Here is a 22,111-nt window from a genome sequence, read left to right as displayed (position 1 = left end):
GGGCACCACTGAAGCCCATTAAGTAGTACTTATTCAAGAGTCTGATGGGAAACATCGCATCTTTGGTTCGCCCGGGGCGTCACCGTACGCTTACGCCATGACCACCGACGGCAGTCCCGGGCAGGGGCTCCACTCCCACGTGCTGGACACGCTCGGGCTCGCGATCACGGCGGGGGAGTACCTGCCGGGCAGCGTGCTGCGCACGGACGAGATCGCGGAACGCTTCGACGCCTCCCGCACGGTGGTCCGCGAGGTCGTCCGCGTGCTGGAGTCGATGCGGCTGGTCGAGTCCCGCCGGAGGGTCGGGGTCACCGTGCGCCCCACCGCCGAGTGGAACGTCTACGACCCGCGCGTCATCCGCTGGCGGCTCGCCGGCAACGACCGCCCCCGCCAGCTGCGTTCCCTCACCGTGCTTCGCTCCGCGATCGAGCCGGTCGCGGCCGGGCTCGCGGCGGCCCGGGCCACCCCGGAGCAGTGCGCCGAGCTCACCGAGGCGGCCCTCGGCATGGTCAGTACCTCACGGGGCCACCAGCTCGACGAATACCTGCGCCACGACGTCGCCTTCCACCGCGTCGTGCTCAACGCCTCCGGCAACGAGATGTTCGCCCGCCTCGGGGACGTGGTCGCCGAGGTACTGACGGGGCGCACCGAGCACGCGGTGATGTTCCACGACCCCGACCCTGCGGCAGTCACCCTGCACGTCCAGGTCGCCGAGGCGGTACGGGAGGGCGACGCGGCCCGCGCCGAGGCGCTGACCCGGCAGATCGCGGTGGGCGCCCTGGAGGAGCTGGACGTACTCGCCCCGTAGGCGGTGCCCGCCCCGCGCCCCGAGGGCGGAGGGCGGACACCACGACCGGTCAGGCGTCGAGAGCGTCCGCCTCGTCCGCCTCGTCCGCCTCGTCCGCCTCGTCCGCGTCGTCCGCGTCGTCGGCGGCGGAGACGGCGTCGAGTGAGGCGACCTCGATCTCGCGCAGCCGATCCGGCTCCGCGATCACGTCGATCCCGGTGATCAGGCCGTCCTCGATGGTGAAGGTCAGTACCAGGAACAGCCGCCCCAGCGGGGCCATCGCCAGGCCGACCACGCCGTTGACCAGAGCCGGCTGCGTGGACTGCGCCCGCCGCATGGCCGCCATCGCGCCCTGCGCGACGGTGACGGCGCCGCTGATGAGGAGGGGAGCGGTGGTGGGTCCGACGGCCTTGTCGGCCCGCAGCACCACGTCGGGATCGAGCAGCGCGACCAGCGCGTCGAAGTTCCCGCCGCGGGTGGCGGCCAGGAAGGCGTCCACGACGCGGCGTTGACGGGTCAGATCGGCCTCGGGCACCAGCGGGGCCCCCTTGACCCGGCGGCGGGCGCGGCTCGCGAGCTGCCGGGTCGCTGCCGCGGAGCGGTCGATCATCGGGGCGATCTCGTCGAACGGCACGGCGAACAGGTCGTGCAGCACGAAAGCGATCCGCTCGGCCGGCGTCAGCGTGTCGAGCACGACCAGCAGGGCCAGCCCGACCGAGTCGGCGAGGACGGCCTCCTGCTCGGGATCGACCGTGTCCTCGCGGCTGACGACGGGGTCCGTGGCATACGTCTCCATGGAGTCCTCACGCCGGGACTCGCGGGAGCGCAGCATGTTCAGGCACACGCGCGCCACGACCGTGGTCAGCCACCCGCCGAGGTTCTCGATGTCGCCGGTGTCCGCGCGGTTGAGGCGCAGCCATGCTTCCTGGACGGCGTCGTCGGCCTCGCTGAGCGAGCCGAGCATCCGGTAGGACACCGCTCTCAGGTGAGAGCGGTGCTCTTCGAAACGTTCCGTCAGCAATGAACTGTCGTCCACCTGTCGCATCCCTTCCCCGCAGCAGGTCCTCAACATAGATCATCGGAAAAACATCACGGTGAACGGGGAGTTGGAGCCGTGGTCCCGGGGTCCCAGGCCGGTCCCGTCCGGGGAAAGGGCTGCTGGATAATGGCGGTGCACAGCTGAAGCACTGAGGAAGCCGGGTACGCATCGTGGTCCGGCAGAAGAGGGAGCCCCCGATGGACGTGCAGCACTTCGAGCGGATCACCGCCTTCATCGAGGCGCGGCTCACCCCGCTGTTCGACGCGGAGACGGGCAGCGAGTACGGCTTCGGGATGGACGACACCTCCCGTGCGCTGCGCGCGCTGCGCAACGCCGTCCTCGAGGCCTCCGCCGTCAAGGGCCTCATCGAGAAGCGCGAGTCGGCCGAGCCGGCCACGCGCCGCGTCATCGACCAGTCGGTGGAGCACAACTGGGACGTACTGCGCGGCATCGCCCGCCAGTGGGAGGACCACGAGGACTTCCGCCACGAGTTCAAGCACCACGCGTGGGAGCTCGACCACCACCACGCCGCCGCGGCGGGCTGAGCCCACCGAGTTGGGCCGTCGCCCGCCCCGGGGCGGCGGTGGCGGTCCGGTGGCCGTACGGTGCGCTACTGCGCCGTCTTGCGGGGAGTGGTCTGCTGGACCGCCCAGCCGTTGCCGTCCGCGTCGGAGAAGTAGACGAAGGAGCCCCAGGGCAGGTCCTGGATCTCCGTCACCTCGATGCCCCGGCCGCGCAGGTCCTCGTACGCCTCCTCGATGTCGGCGACGACGACCTGCATGTTGTCCAGCGATCCCGGGGTCATCCGGGTCAGCCCCTTGCCGATCGCGATCGAACAGGCCGACCCCGGCGGAGTCAGCTGCACGAAGCGGATGTCCTCGCTGACGGTGACGTCGTGGTCGGCGTTGAAGCCGAGCTTCTCGTAGAAGGCCTTGGCCCGGTCGACATCGGTGACGGGCACGGCGACGAGTTCCAGCTTGATGTCCATCACAGCATCATGCTCCCGACGCCGCTGCCGCGCCGTCCGACGCCGCGTCGGCGGGCGTGTCCGCAGCCGCGAACTGGGTGCGGTACAGCTCCTCGTACCGGCCGCCCGCCGCCAGCAGCTCGGTGTGCGTGCCGCGTTCCACGATCCGGCCGTCCTCGACCACCAGGATCAGATCCGCCGCCTGTACGGTCGACAGCCGGTGCGCGATCACCACCGCGGTCCGTCCCGCCAGAGCCTCGCCCAGCGCCTCCTGCACCGCGGCCTCCGAGGTGGAGTCCAGGTGCGCGGTGGCCTCGTCGAGGATCACCACCCGCTGCCGGGCCAGCAGCAGCCGCGCGATGGTCAGCCGTTGCCGCTCGCCGCCCGACAGGCGGTAGCCGCGCTCCCCGACCACCGTGTCCAGCCCGTCGGGGAGCGAGGCGACGAGGCCGTCCAGGCGGGACCGGCGCAGGGCCTCCCAGATCTCCTCCTCGGAGGCTTCGGGCCGGGCCAGCAGCAGGTTGGCCCGTACCGACTCGTGGAAGAGGTGCCCGTCCTGGGTGACCATGCCGAGCGTCTCGCGGATCGAGTCGGCCGTGAGGTCCCGTACGTCGATCCCGCCGATGCGGACGGCGCCCCCGTCGGCGTCGTACAGCCGCGGCAGCAGCTGCGCGATGGTCGACTTGCCGGCGCCGGACGAGCCGACCAGCGCGATCATCCGGCCGGGTTCCGCCCGGAACGACACCTCGTGCAGTACCCGCGTACCGCCCCGGGCGTCGAGGGTGGCGACCTCCTCCAGGGAGGCGAGCGAGACCTTGTCGGGCGAGGGGTAGCCGAAGGAGACCCGGTCGAACTCGACGGCCACCGGCCCTTCCGGCACGCGGCGGGCGTCCGGCTTCTGCGTGATGAGCGGCTTCAGGTCGAGGATCTCGAAGACCCGCTCGAAGCTCACCAGCGCGCTCATCACCTCGACGCGGGCGCCGGCGAGCGCGGTCAGCGGGGCGTAGAGCCGGGTCAGCAGAAGCGCGAGGGCGACGACGGATCCGGCGTCCAGGGTCCCGCGCAGGGCGTAGTACCCGCCGAGCCCGTAGACGAGGGCGAGGGCCAGCGCCGAGACCAGGGTGAGGGCGGTGATGAAGGCCGACTGGGCCATCGCCGTACGGATCCCGATGTCCCGCACCCGGGCCGCCCGGGCCGCGAACTCCGCGGACTCGTCGGAGGGCCGCCCGAACAGCTTGACCAGCGTCGCGCCGGGAGCGGAGAACCGCTCCGTCATCTGGGTGCCCATCGCGGCGTTCAGCGCCGAGGCCTCCCGCTGCATGGCCGCCATCCTGGCCCCCATCCGGCGGGCCGGCAGGACGAACACGGGCAGCAGCACGAGCGCCAGCAGGGTGATCTGCCACGAGATGCTCAGCATCACGGCGAGGGTCAGCAGCAGGGTCACGGTGTTGGCGGCCACCCCGGACAGGGTGTTGCTGAACGCCCGCTGGGCGCCGATCACATCGTTGTTGAGCCGGCTGACCAGGGCTCCGGTCCGGGTCCGGGTGAAGAAGGCGACCGGCATCCGCTGCACGTGGTCGAAGACCGCCGTCCGCAGATCGAGGATCAGCCCCTCGCCGAGGGTGGCCGACAGCCGGCGGGTCAGCAGTCCCAGGCCCGCCTCGGCGACCGCGATCAGCGCGATGAGGAGGGCGAGCCAGGTCACCGTGCCGCTGTCCCGGCCGTCCACGATGGCGTCGACGACCCGGCTGGCGAGCACCGGGGTGGCCACCGCCAGCAGCGCGGTCACCACGCTGAGCAGGAGGAAGAGGGCGAGCCCGCGGCGGTGCGGGCGGGCGAAGGCGGCGACCCGGCGCAGGCTCGCCCGGGAGACCGGGCGGCGGTCCTGCTGCGCGTTGATCGCACTGTGCAGCGATGTCCAAGCGGTGACTTCCATGTCCATGGCGGAAACCGTAGGACCTCAACCGAAGTCGAGGTCAACCTTTCGGCCGGGCCTCGCCCTACCGGGTCTCCAACTCCTGTTCGTACGGGGGATTTCCGCGACTCGCGGCCGCTGTCGGTGCCCGGTGGCATCATCGGTCCATGACGCAGGGATCCGAGTCCGTACGCTTCGGCAAGAGCACCGCCGACACCGTCCTGCACCGCTTCGAACAGTGGGCCCGCGACACCCCGGGGGCCCGCGCCGTCGTAGCCGGCTCGGAGAGCCTCACCTACGGGCAACTCGACACGCGGGCCAACCGCCTGGCGCACCACCTGCTCGCCTCCGGCCTGCCGCCCGGCAGCCTCGTAGCCATCGGTACGACCCGGCAGACCGAGCTGGTCGTCGGTATCCTCGCCGTCCTCAAAGCCGGCGGTTCCTATGCCGTCGTCGACGCGCAGACGCCCCGCACCGGCCGTCAGCAGCTCGCCGCGCTCGCGCACCTCTCACCCTTCGCGCTGCTCACCCACGCGCCGCACCGCGCCGCCCTCGACACCGGTACGGGCCTGCGCACGATCCGGACCGACGACGACCTCGCCGAGATCGCCGCCCGGCCGGCCTACGCCCCGGACGCCGAGGCGGCGTTCGTCCGCGCCGCCGTCCTCTTCACGGCGAGCCCCGAGCCGCGCGCCGTGCCCGTGAGCCACGCCATGCTGCTCGCCGCCTGCGAGGGCTGGGCCGAGCTGGCGCAGCTGACCCCGCAGGACCGGCACCTGATCACCGCCCCGCCGGACGTCACCGATTTCGCCGCAGGCTGGACCCGTGCCCTGTGCTCGGGCGGCAGCCTCGTCCTCCCCGCGAAGGCCTCCTGGCAGACCGAGGGCACGGAGCGGGTCCGTCGGACCGTTGCCGCCGAGCGGGTCCGCCAGGCGGTCGCGGCGGAGCGGGTCACCGTGCTGCACACGGACCCGGCCGGTGCCTGCGCCCTGCTGATCGACGGCCGCAGACCCCCCGCCGAGACCCGCAGGACCGGGCCTCCGGCGCTGAGATCGCTGCGGCTGACCACCGTCACCGGGGACCGCCTCCACCTCGACGAACTGGACGCCATGCAGGGCCGGCTGCGTCCCGGCGTACGGGTCCTCAACGTCTACGGGCTCACCGAGACCGCCGGCGTGGGCACCTGCTTCGAACTCCCGCAACTGACCGCTCCCGTCGAAGAACCGGAGCGGCACTCGCTGCTCGGCACCCCGTTCGCGGGCTGCCAGGTCCACGTACTGGACGGTGAGATACACCTGACCCCGCCCGGCGGCGGCGATGCCGTGCCCACCGGAGACCTCGGACTGATCCGCCCCGACGGGCTGCTGGAGTACGAGGGCCGGATCCGGCACCGGATCGCCGTCCCCGGAGGCTCCCTCGACCCGTATCCCGTCGAGGCTGCGATCCGTACCCACCCGGGGATCGGCGCGGCCGTCGTCACCGGCGTCGACAAGGCCGGCGGCCGGCGGATCGTCGCCTACGTGTCCCCGCCGCCCGGCGATCCGGCCTGGGACGCGACCGCGCCGCTGCCCGAGATCTGGGGCCTGCGCAACCACCTGGCCGGCGTGGTCCTCAAGGACGAGATGCCGCACATCCTCGTCCGGCTCTGGGCCCTGCCGCGCGGCCGGGCCGGCCAGGAGGACCGGACGGCCCTGCCGCTGCCCGCCCTGCCCCCCTCCGAGCGGCCCGCCGTGCACGGCAGCAAGTTCCCCGGGGCGTCGGGCAAGGGCGACCGGCGCGGCTTCAGCCTCGCCGTCGGCGGATGCCTGTCGGTCGTCCTGGCCTTCTTCACCCTGCTGCTGACCTACGTCATCTGGCCCGGATCCACGGACCTCTCCGCCGTGCCCCAACCCTGGGCGTTCCTCTTCTTCGTCCTCTACCTGGCCGAATGCCTGTCCTTCGGCGCGGGCCTCGCCTTCCTCTTCACCGGGCACTGGATGATGCAGAGCCGGGAGCGGGCCCGCCCCGACGGACTGCCCCACACCGGTACCCGGGTCGCCCACGTCGCCGCGAGCTACCTGCTGCTGGCCTGGTGGCCGCAGGACAACGCCTACCGGCTGGCGGCGAAACAGGACTGGCCGATCCAAGCCCTCCTCGTCTACACCTTCAACATCCCCCTGATGATCGCGGCCGTCATCGTGGCCCGCTACCTCACCCGGAAACCGGACTCACCCTTCGACTTCGAGGACAGGACCTGAGCCCGCCCGGCCGAACATCGCGCCGACGGCCTCCGCCTCGGACCGCACCAGCGCCTCGGCCGCGTCCAGCACCTCCCTGCTGCGCGCGGCCACCAGCACGCCCAGCCAGGGCGCCGGATCGAAGGCGCCCGTCGGGATCGCGGGGACGAACACCGCCCCGAGCTCCGCGCAGTCCCGGGCCAGGGCCGCGCACAGCTCGTCCAGCTGCGCCTCGGGCAGCCGCGCGCCCAGCTCCACCCGGTCGGCGATCCGTACGAGGTGGCCCGCGCCCCGCAGCGCGTCGAGCCGGGCCGCCACCATGAAGGCGATCGACGGCCCGGTCAGCCGCAGGTTCGTCTCGGTCGGCGCGAGCCGTCCCGCGCCGTCGGTGACGAAGTCCACGTCGAACCAGCCCCGGTAGCCGGAGGCCGCCAACTCCCTGCCCACCGCCTGCCCGAAGGCCAGCAGCGGCTTCTCCGCCCATTCGGGCACCGCCCCGGGGCCCACCGTCGCCCCCCGGTAGCAGCCTGCCCGCACGTCCATGAGTGCCGCGCCGGCCTCGTGCAACCTGCCCTCGGCGTCCACGAAACCGTCGTACGTGAGGTCCCGCGGGGCGTCGTCCTCGTCGGGACCGGCCGGGCCGCCGACGAACGCCTCCACCAGCAGCGGCCCGCGCGGCAGCCGCCGCAGCACGGCGCGGGCCCCGCCCGCCGCCCGGACCTCGCCCGGGGTGAGCACCGTGGTGCCCGAACCCCCGACACCGTGCTCCGATTTCAGAACAGTGCTCTCGCCCGCCTTGGCCCGGGCCGCGACGAGGCGGACCGCCGCACGCCGCGAGCCCGCCCGCCATTGCGCGGGCAGCACGATCCCGGGATGCCCGCCGTCCGCCAGGATCCGTGCGAACAGCTCGTGCGCCGCGGACTTCGACTCGTACCGCAGCTCCCCCTCCCGCCACGGCCGGTCCGCCAGCATCCCGAACGACCGCGTCCGTCCCCACGGTACGAGGGGCAGCCCGGCCCCGGTCAGCGTCTCGGCCAGCGCCGGCCGGGCCCGTACGGCATCCGACAGCCCCGGTCCCCCCTCGGCCAGCCCGTCGTACACCTCCACCCCCGTCCAGCCGAGCTGGCGGCAGACCAGCTCGGTCCAGCCCCGCGGCACCGCCCGGGGCAGGACCAGCGCCGCCGGGTCCGGGCTGTAGAAGGCGGCCAGGCAGGCGTAGTCGTGCGCGGCCCGCTGCTCCCGCTCCAAAGAGGCGTCGGCGAACTGCGCGTTGAACTCCGCGACGTTGCCCACGTGCACGGCCCGCCCGCCCCCGGTCCACGCCCGCGCCCAGCCGGCGAGCGGGACCGGGGACACCTCGAACCGCACCAGCCCCTCGGGGCCGCCCGGCTCGGCCGACGCCTCCACCGCTCCCACTGCCTCCACCGCTCCCATCGCCCGGTAGAACCCGGCCGCGTGCGGGTCGGCGTCGATCACCAGCCCGCGCACCCCCAGCTCCACGGCCCGGCGCAGCGCGTCCCGGTACAGCAACCGCCCCACGCCCCGGCCGATGACGGACGGTTCCACGAAGAGCAGCCCCAGCGAGGCGCGCGGGGCGGACCCGTCCAGCGAGGCGAGCCCGAGCACCGTCCCCCGCTCGTCCTCGGCCACCACGATCCGGCGGGCCGTCACGTCGAGGGGCCGGATCCGCAGCTCGTCCGCGCACGAGGCCAGGTACTCCGGCCCGTACCCCCAGTACGCCTTGGAGCGCATCACCAGCTCCGTCAAGGCCTCCGCCTCGGCCGGCCGCGCGGCTCTGACCTCTGCCATTTCCTGGTCTCCCCATGGTCTGCGCCAAGGCCGTGAGATAGATTCGGCCTCCCCACGGCCCATCCTTTCCCACCCACGCGGAGACAGGCTTCTCAATGAGCGACATCATCAACGGACTTGGCCGCACCAGCGCCTTCGGCGCCCTCGGCCTGGTGCTGCTGATCCTCGGCATCGTCCTCGTGGACGTGCTGACGCCCGGGAAGCTTCCGAAGCAGATCTGGGAGGAGCGCAACCGCAATGCCGCCCTCCTGCTCAGTTCCGCGCTGCTCGGCATCGGCGGCATCGTCTTCACCTCGATCTGGACCACCTACGACGACTTCGGCAAGGGCCTGCTGTCCACCGCGGCCTTCGGGGTGCTCGGCCTGGTCCTGATGGCGGTGGCCTTCCTGGTGCTCGACCTGGTGACCCCGGGCAAGCTCGGCGCGATCGTCGTCGACCCGGAGCCCCACCCGGCGGTCTGGGTCACCGCCTCCTGCAACCTCGCCGTGGCCGCGATCGTGGCGGCCTCGATCGCCTGACGCCCGGACAGGGCGTGGCGTGGCACCGCTGCATGACGAGAGCGCCGTTCCACGGTGGGAGCGGCGCTCTCGTCATGCAGCGCCGCTCCGCCGTACTCCGGTGCTACGCCAGGCCCAGCGCGAACACCGCGAACCCCGCCGCCAGCAGTCCCGCCACCGTCCGGCGCACCGCCGAGGCCTTCCGCCCCTCCACCGGCGGGCCCTCGAAGCGCCGCGCGTACCGTGCGATGCCCACCAGTAGCGCCGCGAACACCGGCATCCACGCCAGCCGCGCCGCGATCCAGCCCAGACTGTCCGGCGCCGTCGTCAGCCCCGCCAGCTCCCCGACGAACGAACCGGGAACGGCCGCGGCCAGCATGGCCGTCTGGTGCCAGCACAGGATCGTCATCGCGCACAGGTTGATCACGACCACCGGCGCCCACAGGGCCGGCCGGGCCAGCAGGCGCGCCAGCCGGTCGCGCAGCAGGATCGCCGCGCCCGACTGGGCCGCCGCCAGGGCCAGTACGAGCAGCGACGGCGGGTGGGAGTTGGTCCGCTCCGCACCCGGCACGCCCACCATCGACGCCGGATAGTGGAAGACCGCCAGCAGCGCCGCGAACAGCACCGTCCCGCCGGCCAGCAACAGCCAGGCCCCGCGCCGCCCGATCCGTCCCTCGCCCCAGCTCACGCCCAGCTGGTACGCGAACAGCCACCCCGGCAGGATGTTGATCAGGGAAAGCCAGGACGGCACCGAGCCGGCGAGCGGTCCGTACCGCAGGAAGTCCACGACGGCGACGGACACGAGCAGCGGAGCCGCCGCCCAGCCCCCGAGGCGGCGCGCCGCCCGCACGCAGTACGGGGTCAGCGCGGTGACCACCACGTACACCCCGACGAACCACAGCGGCTGGATCACCAGCGTCGCCCCGGTCCGCAGCGTCGCCTCCGGCACCCCGGCCGCGTAGAGCACGGGCGCCGCCAGCGCCCACACCGCCGTCACCCCGAGCACCGGCCGCCCCAGCCGCACGATGCGTCCCTTCAGCCACGTGCCGGCCGACCCCTTGTGGCGCCGGAAGGAGAGCACCGAGGCGTACCCGCCGACGAGGAAGAAGATGCCGAGCATCTGGAGCACCCAGCTCGCCGGGGCCAGCCCGCCGAAGGCCGACAGCGGGCTGGCGTTGTGCAGGCCGCCGTCGGGGTCGAGGGTGAACCCGCCGAGCAGCCAGTGCCCGGTCGGCACGGCCAGCAGTGCCAGGGCGCGCAGCCCGTCGACCGCCCGGTCGCGGTGGGCGGGCGTCTGCCGCTCGATCCGGTCGGCCGTCCTCTTGAGCAGCGTGAGCGTGCGGGGCGTCGTCATCGGACCTCTCCGTTCGCGATCGCGGCGAAGGCCGCCAGGGACTGGGTGCCGGGCGCGAAGTAGCCGGTGTGGCCCTGCACGTCGGCGGCGGGCACGCGGCGGGCGCCGAAGCCCGCGGAGGCGGGGTCGGCGCCGTGGCCGATCCCGGCGAACTCGACGTTCGGCACGTCGGCGATCCAGTCGGAGGGACCCCGGGCCGCCCACACCCGAGCACCGGTGCGCAGACTGGCCGCGGTGGCGGCGCGCATGCCGGGGGAACCGAAGGCCACGACGTCGACGGCGTCCGTGTGCCGGGCCGCCAGCCCGCAGACCACCGAGCCGTAGCTGTGGCAGAACAGCACCGGATCGGGCGCGCCGACGGCGTCGAGGCCCGAGGTGAACCGGGCCAGGCGGACCGCCCCGGCCTCGGCCAGCCGGCCGTCGGCCGCGTCGAGGCCGACCCCGACCGGGGTGGTGTAACCGGTCCAGGCGATCACCGCGGTGGAGCCGCCGGCCGCGGCGCGCAGCGCCCGGGCCATCCCGGCCGGACCGGTGGCCGGTTTGCGCCGGGCGTCGTGGTTGGCGGCGTCGTTGTCCGAGCCGGGCACGATCACGGAGACGTGCGCCGCGTGCTCCAGGTCCCCGAACACCTCGGCGACCTGGCCCCGGCCGCGCGGGTCGAAGGCCAGGATCTGCCGGTCCGGCGCGCCGAGCGAGGCGTAGCGGGCCTCACCCGTGGCGGCGACGGCGATCCGGTTGGCCTCGTACCGCAGGGGGAGCGGCGCCCCGTCCAGGTTGCCCACGACCAGCGGGTGGGCCCCTGCGAGTTCCCGCCGGGCGGCCTCGTCCAGCCCGGCGAAGAACCGGGCCACCTCGCGCGGCGTCGCGCTCGCAGGATCGGGCAGCGCACGGCCGGACGCCGCGTCGGCCCGCCAGGCGGCGCTGCCCGGCGGCGGCCCGGTGACCGCCCGCTGGCTGTCGCCGGAGGCCCATCCCGCGGTCCCGCCGACGACGGCCACCGCCAGCGCGGCCGTGACCATCGTCCTTCCGAAGCGGCGCATGCCCCTTCTCCTCTCCTCGTGACGAGGAGGAAGGTAGGAAGGAGGTTCCCGCGCCGACGTCCGACCGTGGAGCCAAGTCGGATGTCATACCCCGGTAGGGGGTGGAGGAGAGGGAGTCAGCCGGCGTCGCCGGGGCGCACCAGGCCCGCCTCGTAGGCGAAGATCACCGCCTGGGCCCGGTCCCGCAGGTCGAGCTTGCCGAGGACCCGACCGATGTGCGTCTTGACCGTCTGCTCGGCCAGCACCAGATGGCCGGCGATCTCCTGGTTCGACAGCCCGCGCGCGATGAGCTCCAGTACCTCGGTCTCACGCGGGGTGAGCCCGTTCAGCCGCAGCGCCGGGTCCTTGCGCGGCGCCGGCCGCTGCTGGACGAAGTCCGCGATCAGCCGCCGGGTCACCGAGGGCGCCAGCAGCGCCTCGCCCGACGCGACGACCCGTACCGCCGCGATCAGATCGGCCGGCGGGGCGTCCTTCAGCAGGAACCCGGATGCGCCCGCGCGCAGCGCCTCGTACACGTAGTCGTCGATGTCGAACGTGGTCAGCATCAGCACCTTCGGCCGGTGCACCACCCCGGGCGGGGGGTCGAGGATCTCCCGGGCCGCCGTGAGCCCGTCCATCTCCGGCATCCGCACGTCCATCAGCACCACGTCGGGATGCGTGGTGCGGGACACCTGGACCCCCTGCCGCCCGTCGGGAGCCTCACCCACCACATCGATGTCGGCCTGCGCCGACAGCAGCGCGGCGAACCCCGCCCGCACCATGGCCTGGTCGTCGACGATGATCACGCGGATGGTCAACTCGGTTCCTCGCTGCTGGAGTTCAGGGGCAGACGGGCGGCGACCCGGAAGCCGCCGTCGGGCAGCGGACCGGTGTCCAGCGTCCCGCCGGTCAACCGTACGCGCTCCCGCATCCCCACCAGACCGTGTCCCGTGCCCGAACTCTCCAGCACCACCACGGCGTCCCGGGCCGGGCCGTTGACCACGAGCACGAGGACCTCGTCCTCGTCGACGGTCACCGACACCCGGGTCCGCGCCCCGGGCGCGTGCCGCACCACATTGGCGAGTGCTTCCTGCACGATCCGGTACGCCGACAGGTCCACGGCCGGCGGCGCCGCCCCGGCCGCTCCGGCCGCCAGGGACAACTCCACCGGCTGGCCTGCCCGTACGGTCGCCTCCACCAGCTGCTGCAGCCGGTCGATTCCCGGCTGCGGGGCCCGCTCGCCGTCCGCGCCGCCGCCCGCGCCGTCCCCGCGCAGGACGGTCAGCAGCCGCCGCATCTCGCCCAGCGACTCGCGCGCGCCGGCCGCGATCGCGGCGAACTCCTCCCGTACCGGCTCCGCCATGCCCGGCAGCCGGTACGGCGCGGAGTCGGCCTGGACGGTGATGACCGACATGTGGTGGGCCACCACGTCGTGCAACTCCCGGGCGATCCTGGCCCGTTCCTCCAGCAGCGTCCGACGGGCCCGCTCCGCCTCGCTGATGCTCTCCTGCTCGGCGATGCGCTGCTGCGCGTCGCCCAGCCCGCGCACCGCGCCCGTCAGCGCCAGCATCACCCCGGCGAGCACGAAGAGCAGCGCCGCGGTGTTCATGGTGTCCGCGGGCTGGAAGAAGCCGAGCACGGCGCCGACCCCGCCGGTCACCAGCCACACCCCGACCAGGGTCCGGATGGACTCGCGCAGCCCCAGGCAGGCCATCAGCGCCAGGTAGCCGACGATGGCCATCGGTGTCCACGGCCAGGCGTGCCCGGCCACCCTGTCGGCGTGGATCAGCAGCACCCCGCCGATCGTGTCCGCGGCCAGCACCACGGCCCAGGCGTGCAGCGGGCGGGTCACGGCGAGCAGCAACGGTACGGTCTGCGCCACTCCCAGCGCGCCCGCCCAGCCGCCGCCCAGCGCGTAGTCGTTGGTCAGTACCGCGATGGTCACCGGCAGCAGCGTCACCACGAACACGCCGACGACGGCGAACGGCAGCATCCGCTGCCAGGCCTTGGGCGCCTGCGCGAACAAGGGCTGCGCCGCGCGCGCGGGCGTGCGCATCACCACGGCGAGCTGCGCCAGCGCGCCGGGCACCCGGGGACCGGCGGACGGCTCGGGGGTACGTTCGCGGGTCCGGCGGGGCAGGCGGATGCGGGCTCTGTCGCTCATGATCGGTCCAGCCTATGCGCCGCGCGCCGTGCAGGTAGGCTGCATCCCGGTCGATCTGGGGGAGCCGGTACACATGGGTGGGGCAGCCGCGCTGGAGAAGCTCGTGCCGGTGCTGCTGGCCTTCGGCGGCGGGGTACTGCTCGCCCGCCGCAAGATCGTCCCGGCCGAGGCCTCGAAGGCCTTCTCCGACTACGCCTTCCTCTTCGCCGTGCCCTGCTACCTGTTCGGCAACATCTATGCCGGTGATCTGGCGGCCCTCTTCGACTGGCAGGCGATCGGCGGTTACGCCGGTACGGCGGCCCTCGCCGTGGCCGTGGTCGCGGTGGCGGCCGTGGCCCACGGGATTCGGGAACCGCGCGCGGTCGCGCTGCGCGTGATGGCCGGGGTCCAGGTGAACACCGCGTACTTCGCCGTCCCCGTCTTCATCACCGTCTTCGGGACGGCGGCCCCGATCTTCCCGATCCTGCTCTTCCAGGTATGCGTCCTGTCCCTGGTCGTCATCTCCCTGATGGAACTGGGCCGGGCGGGACCCGACGCGGGCGGTCCCGGCCGGCGCCTGGCCCGCGCGGTCGGTGCCTCGCTGGCCACGCCGCTGGTCCTCGCCTGCAACGCGGCCATCGTGCTCAACCTGCTGTCGGTGCACATCCCCAAGGTGGTCCTGGACGGCGCCGCCTTCGTGGGGGACAGCGCGTCCCCGGTGGCCCTGTTCGCCCTCGGCCTCCACCTCGGCGGCCTCGGCCTGGACGTGCGGGGCACCACGCGCGAGGAGCTGGCCCTCATAGCCTTCAAGTGCCTGGCCTTCCCGCTGCTGACCTGGGTGGTGTGCGGGGCGGTGTTCGGGGTCCGGGGCGAGTGGCTCGCGTACCTCGTCGTGATCGCAGCGATGCCGACCCCGCAGAACCTGTTCATCTTCGCCCAGCGCTACGACGTGGGCGTCGCGCTCTCCGCGTCCGTCGTGATCAAGAGTTCGGTGGTTTCCCTCCTGCTGCTGCCGGTGTGGCTGCAGGCTGTTGCCTCATGAACACATCGTCGATATCGCGCGGCGCCGTCACCTTCAGCCTGCTGGCGGCCTGGACCGTGCACGACCTCGAGGAAATGGCCACCGTGGCGCGCTGGTCCCGCACCCGGGTCCCCGTCCTGCGCGAACGCCACCCCCAGGTGCCCGACCCCGTGTGGCGCAGCCTCGGATCCGTGGACGGCCGCGAGTTCGCCACCGCGGTCGGCGTGATGGGGATCATCGTCGCGGCCGCCGCCGCCGACGGGTACCGCACCGGCGGGCGTTCGGCCTTCTACCAGGCCTCCCTGAACGGCTTCGGCCTGCACGGGCTCGTCCACGTCGCGCAGGCCGCCGCGACCCGCGGCTACACGCCCGGGGTGGTCACCTCGCCGCTGCTCGTCGTCCCGTTCACCCTGTGGGCCCGCGGCCGGCTGCGCCGCGCCGGGGTGCTGCGGCCGACGCGGGCGCGGGACGTGACCCGAGGCATGGCGCTCGCCGGCGCGGCCACGGCCGTTTCGCACGCGGTGGCCCGGCGCATCCGCGCGGGCACGTCCGCGAGCCGGGACACCCCCTAGCCCTCGGGAGGCATCCGCTAGTACCCCCGGGCGGGATCGGCTCGTTGACCCGGTATGGAACTGCCGACCATCGCGGCGCCGGGCGTCGGGGAACGGGCCGACGCCGTGGCCGATGCCGCCTGCCACCTCTACGACACCGTCGCGCCCTGGGGGATCCTCCCGGCAGTGGCGGGGGGAGGGTGGAGCCGGACCGCCGCCGAGGACGCCGCCGAGGCCATCGAGACCACCGCCCACGCCCTCGCGTACGTCGACCCGGGCGCCGAGCTCGTGCTGGCGCCCGTCCACGCCGCCCTCGCCGAACTGCGCCGCAAGCTCCGCCTCCCGCCCGCCGACCCGCTGACCGCCGCCGGGCTCCCGGCGACCCCGCGCACGGTCGGCAACCCGCGCCGGACCCGCTGGGTCCGGGCGCTCACACCGCCTTCGCCCCGGCAACCGCCTTCTCGTACAACTTCCTGATGTCCGTGCCGAAGTAGGAGCTGTAGGAGGTGTCGGCGGTGTCCCCGCCGGTCTTCCAGCCGCCGATGACCCCGACCACGTCACCGGTTCCGGTCCGCGTGTCGTACCGGGTCAGGAAGGGGCCGCCGCTGGTCCCGCCGGGATACCCCGTGCAGTCGATCCGCAGGAACGATCCGGGGGTCCGGGCGTCGGGACTGGTGAACTTCGTCGTGCGGTTGACGCACAGGCGGGGGCGGGCGGCGGAGGCCGGGTACCCGATCAGGGTGACCTGCGCGTGCGCGTAACCGGCACCGGTCACCAGGCGGTTTCCGCCGACCACGTCCTGCACCGGGAACCCGTGGGAGTCCGGCCCCACCTGCGCGAAGGCCACGTCGAGGGCGGCCGCGCGGTCGGGGCCCTGGGACCGGTAGCGCGGGTCGATCCAGATCTTGGAGTGCCCGCCCGCGTCCCGCAGGACCGGGAAGATCCCGTACGGCTGCGGGTTCGCGCGCGTGTACAGCGGTACGAACGCCACCTGCTGGGTGTCGGAACCGAGCAGGCAGTGCGCCGCGCTGAGCACCAGGTTGCGCCCGGGGGAGGCGACCACGCTCGCCGTGCAGAAGTAGGCCCCGCCGCCCTTGACCGCGAACATCCGCCCGACGACCGGGACGCCGCCGAAGTCCTGGCCGATCCCGGGACCCGCGGGGGCGGGGCGCGCGGGAACCGGTCTCACGATCGCGGCCGGGGCGGGCTTCGGTGTCGGTGTCGGTGTCGGAGGGGGCGTCGGAGTGGGGGTGGCGACCGGCGCCGGGGCCGACGGGGTCCCGGCCGGGGTCACGGACGAGATCTCCGACGGGACCGCGGACGGCACAGGCGGTTCCCCCGCCACCGGGGACGGGGACGGGCTCGCTTCCGCCGGCGCGGGCTCCACCGGCGGCAGCGGAAGGGCCGAGGCCATCCGCTCGGCGGTCCAGAAGGACTGGGCCTCCCTGGCGGACCAGCGGCCCACGGCCGCCTGCGCGGCGCCGCCCGCCTCGGCGACGGGCAGCGGCCCGGCCGCCAGCAACAGGGCGGCCGCCGCGGCGGCGATGGTCAACGTACGTCGCATGCGGGACTCCTAGAGGGCCTGGGGGAAGCGGAAGAGGCGGTCGGGGTCGTAAGTGCGGCGGACCTGTTCCAGCCGGGCGAGGTTCGGTCCGTAGTAGGCCTCGCGCCAGCCGTCGAGCTTCGGGTCGGCGTAGTTCTGGTACGCCCGGCCGCTCGCCCAGGGCCGCAGGTCCTGCCACAGCCCGTCGAGCCAGCCCTGGTGCCGGGCGATCTCGGCGGCCGTCGCGGACTTCGGCCAGTAGGCGAGGTACTGGGCGAGGAAGGCGCTGTCACGGTGGACGAACGCGGTGGCGGCGGCCGCGACCCGGTTCACGGCGCCACCGCAGACCCCGTCGAACTGCACCACCCCGAGGCCGCCCGGCGGAACCGCGGATCCGTAGCGCCGGACGGCGGCCAGCACGGCGCCGACCGCCGAGTCGGGCAGCCCGGCACCCGTCCAGAAGTCGGAGCGCGCCGCGTACGACTCCCGGCCCAGCCGCCCCCGCAGGTCCCGGCCGGGCAGGGCGCCCGGCAGCCGGCACTGCTCCGCGGTCCGCTCCAGACAGCCCGACATGGCCCGTACGGTGTCGCCGTAGCTCCGTACGACCGTCCAGCCGTCCGACGCCGGCCGGCCGACCAGGTCCGACAGCCGGGTCAACTGCCCTTCCAGCTCGGCGCGCCCGTCGAGGCACACGACCCGGACCGCCGGGGGCGGCGCGGCGGTACCTGATTCGACCGTGAACTCCACCTGGCTCCAGAACGGGTCGGGAAGCCCGGCCAGCCAGCGCTGCCAGCCGCGCAGCACCGCCGCCGAGTCGGCGTCGGACCAGTGGAGTTCGGCGAAGGCGCAGTCGCCGACCGGGTGGGTGCGGAAGCGGAATTCGGTGACCACCCCGAAGTTGCCGCCCCCGCCGCCCCGCAGGGCCCAGAACAGCTCGGCGTCCCGGTCGGCGGAGACCTCGCGGACGGCGCCGTCGGGGGTGACCACGCGGGCGCCGGTGAGCCGGTCGGCGGTGGTGCCGTAGGCCCGCGCGGCCAGCCCCAGACCGCCGCCGAGGGTGAGTCCGGCGATGCCGACGGACGGGCACAGTCCGGTCGGGACGGCGAGCCCGCGTGCGGCGAGGGCGGAGTTCACGTCCCCGAGCCGGGCTCCCGCTCCGATCCGTACGCCGTCCCCGTCGGCGGCCACCGCGGCCATGGCTCCGGCGTCGACCACCAGCCCGCCCGCGCGCGTCGACCACCCGGCGTAGCCGTGCCCGCCGCCCCGCGCGACCACCGGCACGGCGGAGCGCCGGGCGAAGTCCAGACAGACGGCCACGTCGCCGGCGTGCGCGGGATAGGCCACCGCGCCCGGAGCCACGGCGTCGTACCGGGGCTGGAACAACTGCCGGGCCTCGGCGTAGTCCCGGTCGCCCGGGAGCACCACCCGCCCGTCGATCCCGCGGGCGAGCGCGCCGAAGTCCGGACCGCGGACGGTCGCCGCGACGGAGGCGAGGACGGCCGCGGCCACGCTGCCCAGGACCCGGCGCCGGTGGAGGCTCATGCCTCCTTCCTCCCACCGCCCGGGCCGATCGCCGCGAAGGCGGGCCCACAGAGGCCTTGTTGACCCCTGAATGGACCACAGCCGAAACGATCCGGCTTCTCATATATCCCGTTCGGTCCCGGCGGTGATCACCTTAGGCTGCGCTCCATGCCTCTTACCGACATGACCGCACACGCCGAAGAGTTCAACGCCGATCCCTATCCTTTCTACGCCGCACTGCGCTCCGTCGGGCCCGTCCACCGGATCGTCATCAGTGGCGACCGGACCTGGCTGGTCGTCGGCCACGACGAAGCCCGCCAAGCCCTGGCTCACCCGGCCCTGTCGAAGAACTGGATCGGCCAGGAACTGTTCGCGAACACTCCGGTGACGGCCGCCGCCGCCAACATGCTCGACTCGGATCCGCCCCACCACACCCGGCTGCGCCGTCTGGTGGCCGGCGAGTTCACCTCCCGCCGGGTCGAGGCCCTGCGCCCGCGCGTGCAGCAGGTCACCGATGAACTGCTGGACGCGATGGCCGCGGCCCCGGACCGCCGGGGCGACCTGATCCGGTCCTTCGCCGCCCCGCTGCCGATGACCGTCATCTGCGAACTCCTCGGCGTACCCGACCTGGACCAGGAGCGGTTCCGCTACTGGTCCGGCGAGGTCGTGGCCCCGCTGGACCCGGCCAACCCGGACCCCAGGGTGATGCAGGAGATGACCGCCTACCTGTACGAGCTCGTCGAGGCCAAGGCCGCGGACCCCGGCGAGGACCTGCTCAGCGCGCTGATCCGGACCAGGGACGAGGACGGCGACCAGCTGTCCCCGGACGAGCTGATCGGCATGGCCTTCCTGCTGCTGGTCGCGGGGCACGAGACCACGGTCAACCTGATCGGCAACGGCGTACGGGCCCTGCTCGCGCACCCCGACCAGCTGGCGGCCCTGCGCGCCGATCCGGACGGGCTGATCGACGGCGCGGTGGAGGAGATGCTCCGCTACGACGGGCCGGTGCAGCACGCCACCTACCGCTTCGCCCGAGCCGACCTGGAGATCGGGGGCACCACCATCGAGGCCGGTTCCTCCGTCATGATCGGCCTCGCCGCGGCCGGCCGCGACCCGGCCCGGTTCACCGGCCCCGACGACTTCGACATCCGCCGCACCGGGCCGAGCCATCTCGCCTTCGGCCACGGCATCCACTTCTGCCTCGGCGCCCCGCTCGCCCGCATGGAGGGCCGCATCGCGATCCGGTCCCTGCTGGAGCGGTTCCCCGACCTGGCCGAGGACCCGGACGCCGGCCCGCACGACTGGCTCCCGGGCACCCTCATGCGCGGCGTGAGCAGGCTTCCGCTTCGCTGGTAGCCGGGGCTCCCGGCCGCCGACCGCAGTGGGGGCCGGGGCTCAGGCCTTGCGCGCGAGCAGGAACCCCTGCGGACCCTTCTCGTCGCCGTCGGGTTCCCGCACCAGGCGGCCCACCTCGACGAGGCCGGCCCCGGCGAGCAGCCCGGCGATCAGGTCCGGCGGGGTCCAGTACACGTCGAGGTCGACCGGATGCCCGTACGCGTGCTCCAGCCGGATCTTGCGGTCGCCCGCCTTGAAGCCGATCAGTACGTAGCCGCCCGGGGCCAGGACCCGTGCGAACTCGGCGAATAAAACGGGCAGTCGGGACGGCGGGGTGTGCACCGTGGAGTACCAGGCCAGCACCCCGCCGAGGACCCCGTCCGCCACGTCCAGCGCGGCCATCGAGCCCACCTCGAAGCGCAGCCCCGGATACGTCCGCCGGGCCACCGCCACCATCGCGGGGGACAGGTCGACGCCGAAGGCCCGTACACCGAGTGAGTCCAGGTGCGCCGTCACCCGGCCCGGACCGCAGCCGAGGTCCGCGACGGCGCGGCCCGGCCCGCCCCGGTCGCCGCGTACGTACTCGGCGAACGCGGCCAGCATGGCCCGGTCCATCGGCTTGCCGAACAGCTCCGTGCCGAGCAGCCGGGCGTAATCGGTGGCGACGGTGTCGTAGGAAGTCTGTACGGAGCTCAGGTTCCAGGTCTCTGTCATGCCCCTGGACAGTATCCTCCGGACTCCGTCCGGAGGGAATCCCGTCCATGTGCTCCGGCTCACCCTCCGGTCAGCGGATTGGGCAGCTCCGCCCACTGATCACCCGGGACACCGGGGCTCAGCCGCATCAGGGTGAGCGCCTTCGTGGGCAGCGGGCCGGTCAGCAGCGCTTCGGTGTCGGCGGTCGCCGGCAGGCCGGCCGCCTCGGCGAAGGCGTCGGCGAAGGCCCCGGCCGTGCCCGCGGTGGCACCGAGCGCCCCGGTCAGCAGCGACCCGAACAGCTTGCGCCGCAGCACGGCGACGTCGTCGGTGATCAGCCTGCCGGACAGGGGCGGCACCGGCAGCCCGTGCCGGACCAGCCGGGCCGGGCTGATCCGGATGTCGGCGAGGTCGCGGTAGACCAGCCGCAGCGGGGCGCCGGCGGCGGAGAGGACGACCAGCAGGTTCTGGCCGTGGGCCTCCAGTGCCACCCCGAGCTCCAGCACGCGCAGGCACACCGAGAGCGCCAGACGCGCGAACTCGGCGCGCCAGGCGGCCGAGCGTGCCTGCGGGAACGAGGCCAGGGCCGCCACCGGCAGCACCCGCTCACCGGCGGCGGCGTCCGCGTAGACCTCCGGCGGCTCGCGCAGCACGGCCGCCAGGTCCGGGCTGTGCGCGGTCGCCGCGCCCAGGGTGCGGGTGAAGCGCAGCCGGCCGTCGAGGCGCTCGGACAGCGTCTGGGCGAAGTCGGACACGGCCGCCGCCGTTTCGACGGAGTAGCCGGAGATGTCCCGTACGGAGGAGGTCAGCCGGGTGCTCAGCGCCGTTTTGACGTGCGCCCCGCCCGCCACCGGGGCGAGGGTGCGCAGGGCCATCAGTGGATGCGCCGCGAAACCGTCCCGCACCCGCTCGTGCTTGAGGGTGTGCGCCGCCTGCCAGGGATGCACCGGGAGCATGATCCGCCCCGCGTCCCGCAGTTCCGCCGGCCAGTCGCCGGTGACCAGGCACTCCTCGGCTCGTACGGCGACCAGGCCGAGCTCCACCACCGGGCGGTGCTCGGGGGCGTACGCCAACTGCTCGGCCACCGAGAAGCCGGGCCGGGAACGGCAGTTCGGGTGGTACGGATGCCCGTCGACCGCCCGCTGCTCCCACTGCCAGGTGGTGTGCGCGGCGACGTCCCGGCCGACGGGCGGCTGCCCGGCCCGGGAGAGCGCGAGCGAGGCCGTGCTGCCGTCCAGCTCGGCGGCGAACTCCTCGCCGTGCGGGACGCCCAGCGCCGCCACCAGCCGGGCGGCGTGCCGGTAGGGCTTCCCGTCGAGCAGCAGCTCCGTCACGTACGCGTCGGTGGCGTAGGCGTCCGGCGGCGGGCCCTCCAGTCGCCCGCCGCCCGCCAGCAGCAGCTCCAGGCCGGTGCGGCCCCGCTCGCGGGCCACCACCCACGGCAGCGGTTCGAAGGCCAGCGCCCGCCACAGCCGGGTCAGCACGGCCGCCCGGGCGCCGTCGAGCGCGGCGCGGTACGCGGAACCGAGCGCGGGCCGCACGGCGGCCAGTTCCGCGGCGACGGCCTGTTCGGCGGGGGAGGCGGGAAAGTACATCGAAGGCTCCGCAGATCGGGTTGTCGCTTGACCGGATGATCAACTCATCATCGCGGATACTGAAGATCACGGCCGGAGGTCGCGTCCCGCGATCCCGGCGCACCGG

At 73.8% G+C, this 22,111-nt stretch carries 20 protein-coding genes; 8 read left to right on the top strand and 12 right to left on the bottom strand.

Annotation, left to right across the window (positions count from 1 at the left end; genetic code table 11):
• The first annotated feature begins 97 nt into the window (after positions 1 to 97).
• A complete protein-coding gene (locus ACFYOB_RS02645) occupies positions 98 to 808 on the top strand; it encodes a FadR/GntR family transcriptional regulator (protein WP_388553438.1) in 711 nt (236 codons plus the stop codon).
• A gap of 49 nt (positions 809 to 857) precedes the next feature.
• Here ACFYOB_RS02645 and ACFYOB_RS02640 read toward each other — a convergent pair whose 3' ends face one another.
• On the bottom strand, positions 858 to 1,823 hold the full coding sequence (locus ACFYOB_RS02640; protein WP_388553435.1) for a sigma-70 family RNA polymerase sigma factor: 966 nt from the start codon (positions 1,821 to 1,823) through the stop codon (positions 858 to 860).
• A 200-nt stretch (positions 1,824 to 2,023) separates the two neighbouring features.
• On the opposite strand from ACFYOB_RS02640, the gene ACFYOB_RS02635 reads away from it, so the two are divergent.
• On the top strand, positions 2,024 to 2,371 hold the full coding sequence (locus tag ACFYOB_RS02635; RefSeq protein WP_388553433.1) for a hypothetical protein: 348 nt from the start codon (positions 2,024 to 2,026) through the stop codon (positions 2,369 to 2,371).
• A 65-nt stretch (positions 2,372 to 2,436) separates the two neighbouring features.
• Here ACFYOB_RS02635 and ACFYOB_RS02630 read toward each other — a convergent pair whose 3' ends face one another.
• Positions 2,437 to 2,814, bottom strand: coding sequence for a VOC family protein (locus ACFYOB_RS02630; RefSeq protein WP_388553430.1), 378 nt, complete (start codon positions 2,812 to 2,814; stop codon positions 2,437 to 2,439).
• A gap of 7 nt (positions 2,815 to 2,821) precedes the next feature.
• Entirely contained in the window at positions 2,822 to 4,735 is a 1,914-nt protein-coding gene (locus tag ACFYOB_RS02625; protein ID WP_388553427.1) for an ABC transporter ATP-binding protein, read from the bottom strand.
• Positions 4,736 to 4,875: 140 nt separating this feature from the next.
• Between ACFYOB_RS02625 and ACFYOB_RS02620 the strand changes: the two genes are divergently transcribed.
• Positions 4,876 to 6,945 (top strand): AMP-binding protein, encoded by a 2,070-nt coding sequence (locus ACFYOB_RS02620; RefSeq protein ID WP_388553424.1) that lies wholly within the window; start codon positions 4,876 to 4,878, stop codon positions 6,943 to 6,945.
• Here ACFYOB_RS02620 and ACFYOB_RS02615 read toward each other — a convergent pair.
• Positions 6,916 to 8,733 carry a GNAT family N-acetyltransferase gene (locus tag ACFYOB_RS02615; protein ID WP_388553421.1) on the bottom strand — a complete coding sequence of 606 codons (1,818 nt, stop codon included), beginning with the start codon at positions 8,731 to 8,733 and terminating at the stop codon, positions 6,916 to 6,918. The genes ACFYOB_RS02620 and ACFYOB_RS02615 overlap by 30 nt on opposite strands.
• Before the next feature lie 95 nt (positions 8,734 to 8,828).
• On the opposite strand from ACFYOB_RS02615, the gene ACFYOB_RS02610 reads away from it, so the two are divergent.
• Entirely contained in the window at positions 8,829 to 9,251 is a 423-nt protein-coding gene (locus tag ACFYOB_RS02610) for a DUF350 domain-containing protein (RefSeq protein WP_328929280.1), read from the top strand.
• Between the two features lie 103 nt (positions 9,252 to 9,354).
• Here ACFYOB_RS02610 and ACFYOB_RS02605 read toward each other — a convergent pair whose 3' ends face one another.
• The 4 genes from ACFYOB_RS02605 to ACFYOB_RS02590 form a co-directional block, all read right to left on the bottom strand.
• On the bottom strand, positions 9,355 to 10,584 hold the full coding sequence (locus ACFYOB_RS02605) for an acyltransferase (RefSeq protein ID WP_388553418.1): 1,230 nt from the start codon (positions 10,582 to 10,584) through the stop codon (positions 9,355 to 9,357).
• The gene (locus ACFYOB_RS02600) at positions 10,581 to 11,624 is read right to left on the bottom strand and encodes an alpha/beta hydrolase (RefSeq protein ID WP_388553416.1); all 1,044 of its coding nucleotides are present in this window, start codon (positions 11,622 to 11,624) and stop codon (positions 10,581 to 10,583) included. The genes ACFYOB_RS02605 and ACFYOB_RS02600 overlap by 4 nt, the downstream gene beginning before the upstream one ends.
• A 116-nt stretch (positions 11,625 to 11,740) precedes the next feature.
• The gene (locus ACFYOB_RS02595) at positions 11,741 to 12,421 is read right to left on the bottom strand and encodes a response regulator (protein ID WP_388553414.1); all 681 of its coding nucleotides are present in this window, start codon (positions 12,419 to 12,421) and stop codon (positions 11,741 to 11,743) included.
• Positions 12,418 to 13,767 carry a sensor histidine kinase gene (locus ACFYOB_RS02590; protein WP_388553411.1) on the bottom strand — a complete coding sequence of 450 codons (1,350 nt, stop codon included), beginning with the start codon at positions 13,765 to 13,767 and terminating at the stop codon, positions 12,418 to 12,420. Before ACFYOB_RS02590 ends, ACFYOB_RS02595 begins: the two co-directional genes overlap by 4 nt.
• A 73-nt stretch (positions 13,768 to 13,840) precedes the next feature.
• Between ACFYOB_RS02590 and ACFYOB_RS02585 the strand changes: the two genes are divergently transcribed.
• The 3 genes from ACFYOB_RS02585 to ACFYOB_RS02575 are packed head-to-tail and all read left to right on the top strand — an operon-like array spanning position 13,841 to position 15,795.
• Positions 13,841 to 14,788, top strand: a complete 948-nt coding sequence (locus tag ACFYOB_RS02585) for an AEC family transporter (protein WP_388553408.1) — start codon at positions 13,841 to 13,843, stop codon at positions 14,786 to 14,788.
• A complete protein-coding gene (locus ACFYOB_RS02580; protein WP_388553405.1) occupies positions 14,785 to 15,339 on the top strand; it encodes an HXXEE domain-containing protein in 555 nt (184 codons plus the stop codon). Before ACFYOB_RS02585 ends, ACFYOB_RS02580 begins: the two co-directional genes overlap by 4 nt.
• 54 nt (positions 15,340 to 15,393) lie before the next feature.
• A complete protein-coding gene (locus tag ACFYOB_RS02575; protein ID WP_388553402.1) occupies positions 15,394 to 15,795 on the top strand; it encodes a hypothetical protein in 402 nt (133 codons plus the stop codon).
• Here ACFYOB_RS02575 and ACFYOB_RS02570 read toward each other — a convergent pair.
• Both ACFYOB_RS02570 and ACFYOB_RS02565 read right to left on the bottom strand, forming a co-directional pair.
• On the bottom strand, positions 15,749 to 16,882 hold the full coding sequence (locus ACFYOB_RS02570) for a trypsin-like peptidase domain-containing protein (protein WP_388553399.1): 1,134 nt from the start codon (positions 16,880 to 16,882) through the stop codon (positions 15,749 to 15,751). The genes ACFYOB_RS02575 and ACFYOB_RS02570 overlap by 47 nt on opposite strands.
• Before the next feature lie 9 nt (positions 16,883 to 16,891).
• Complete coding sequence (locus tag ACFYOB_RS02565) at positions 16,892 to 18,403, bottom strand: FAD-binding oxidoreductase (RefSeq protein WP_388553397.1); 1,512 nt, start codon at positions 18,401 to 18,403, stop codon at positions 16,892 to 16,894.
• Between the two features lie 147 nt (positions 18,404 to 18,550).
• Between ACFYOB_RS02565 and ACFYOB_RS02560 the strand changes: the two genes are divergently transcribed.
• Complete coding sequence (locus tag ACFYOB_RS02560; protein WP_388553394.1) at positions 18,551 to 19,738, top strand: cytochrome P450; 1,188 nt, start codon at positions 18,551 to 18,553, stop codon at positions 19,736 to 19,738.
• A 39-nt stretch (positions 19,739 to 19,777) separates the two neighbouring features.
• Here ACFYOB_RS02560 and ACFYOB_RS02555 read toward each other — a convergent pair whose 3' ends face one another.
• Positions 19,778 to 20,431, bottom strand: coding sequence for a class I SAM-dependent methyltransferase (locus ACFYOB_RS02555; protein ID WP_388553391.1), 654 nt, complete (start codon positions 20,429 to 20,431; stop codon positions 19,778 to 19,780).
• A gap of 59 nt (positions 20,432 to 20,490) precedes the next feature.
• The gene (locus ACFYOB_RS02550) at positions 20,491 to 22,005 is read right to left on the bottom strand and encodes an IucA/IucC family protein (protein WP_388553389.1); all 1,515 of its coding nucleotides are present in this window, start codon (positions 22,003 to 22,005) and stop codon (positions 20,491 to 20,493) included.
• Positions 22,006 to 22,111 lie beyond the last annotated feature (106 nt).

The sequence above is a fragment of the Streptomyces sp. NPDC006463 genome, assembly GCF_042870715.1.
Lineage (GTDB): Bacteria > Actinomycetota > Actinomycetes > Streptomycetales > Streptomycetaceae > Streptomyces.
This window is presented reverse-complemented; position numbering and strand designations above follow the sequence as displayed.

Excerpts from the sequence above, each read along its gene's own strand:
- ACFYOB_RS02645 (WP_388553438.1), top strand. The coding sequence starts at position 98 with ATGACCACCGACGGCAGTCCCGGGCAGGGGCTCCACTCCCACGTGCTG.
- ACFYOB_RS02635 (WP_388553433.1), top strand. The coding sequence starts at position 2,024 with ATGGACGTGCAGCACTTCGAGCGGATCACCGCCTTCATCGAGGCGCGG.
- ACFYOB_RS02630 (WP_388553430.1), bottom strand. The coding sequence starts at position 2,814 with ATGGACATCAAGCTGGAACTCGTCGCCGTGCCCGTCACCGATGTCGAC.
- ACFYOB_RS02625 (WP_388553427.1), bottom strand. The coding sequence starts at position 4,735 with ATGGACATGGAAGTCACCGCTTGGACATCGCTGCACAGTGCGATCAAC.
- ACFYOB_RS02620 (WP_388553424.1), top strand. The coding sequence starts at position 4,876 with ATGACGCAGGGATCCGAGTCCGTACGCTTCGGCAAGAGCACCGCCGAC.
- ACFYOB_RS02615 (WP_388553421.1), bottom strand. The coding sequence starts at position 8,733 with ATGGCAGAGGTCAGAGCCGCGCGGCCGGCCGAGGCGGAGGCCTTGACG.
- ACFYOB_RS02610 (WP_328929280.1), top strand. The coding sequence starts at position 8,829 with ATGAGCGACATCATCAACGGACTTGGCCGCACCAGCGCCTTCGGCGCC.
- ACFYOB_RS02605 (WP_388553418.1), bottom strand. The coding sequence starts at position 10,584 with ATGACGACGCCCCGCACGCTCACGCTGCTCAAGAGGACGGCCGACCGG.
- ACFYOB_RS02600 (WP_388553416.1), bottom strand. The coding sequence starts at position 11,624 with ATGCGCCGCTTCGGAAGGACGATGGTCACGGCCGCGCTGGCGGTGGCC.
- ACFYOB_RS02590 (WP_388553411.1), bottom strand. The coding sequence starts at position 13,767 with ATGAGCGACAGAGCCCGCATCCGCCTGCCCCGCCGGACCCGCGAACGT.
- ACFYOB_RS02585 (WP_388553408.1), top strand. The coding sequence starts at position 13,841 with ATGGGTGGGGCAGCCGCGCTGGAGAAGCTCGTGCCGGTGCTGCTGGCC.
- ACFYOB_RS02580 (WP_388553405.1), top strand. The coding sequence starts at position 14,785 with ATGAACACATCGTCGATATCGCGCGGCGCCGTCACCTTCAGCCTGCTG.
- ACFYOB_RS02575 (WP_388553402.1), top strand. The coding sequence starts at position 15,394 with ATGGAACTGCCGACCATCGCGGCGCCGGGCGTCGGGGAACGGGCCGAC.
- ACFYOB_RS02570 (WP_388553399.1), bottom strand. The coding sequence starts at position 16,882 with ATGCGACGTACGTTGACCATCGCCGCCGCGGCGGCCGCCCTGTTGCTG.
- ACFYOB_RS02565 (WP_388553397.1), bottom strand. The coding sequence starts at position 18,403 with ATGAGCCTCCACCGGCGCCGGGTCCTGGGCAGCGTGGCCGCGGCCGTC.
- ACFYOB_RS02560 (WP_388553394.1), top strand. The coding sequence starts at position 18,551 with ATGCCTCTTACCGACATGACCGCACACGCCGAAGAGTTCAACGCCGAT.
- ACFYOB_RS02555 (WP_388553391.1), bottom strand. The coding sequence starts at position 20,431 with ATGACAGAGACCTGGAACCTGAGCTCCGTACAGACTTCCTACGACACC.
- ACFYOB_RS02550 (WP_388553389.1), bottom strand. The coding sequence starts at position 22,005 with ATGTACTTTCCCGCCTCCCCCGCCGAACAGGCCGTCGCCGCGGAACTG.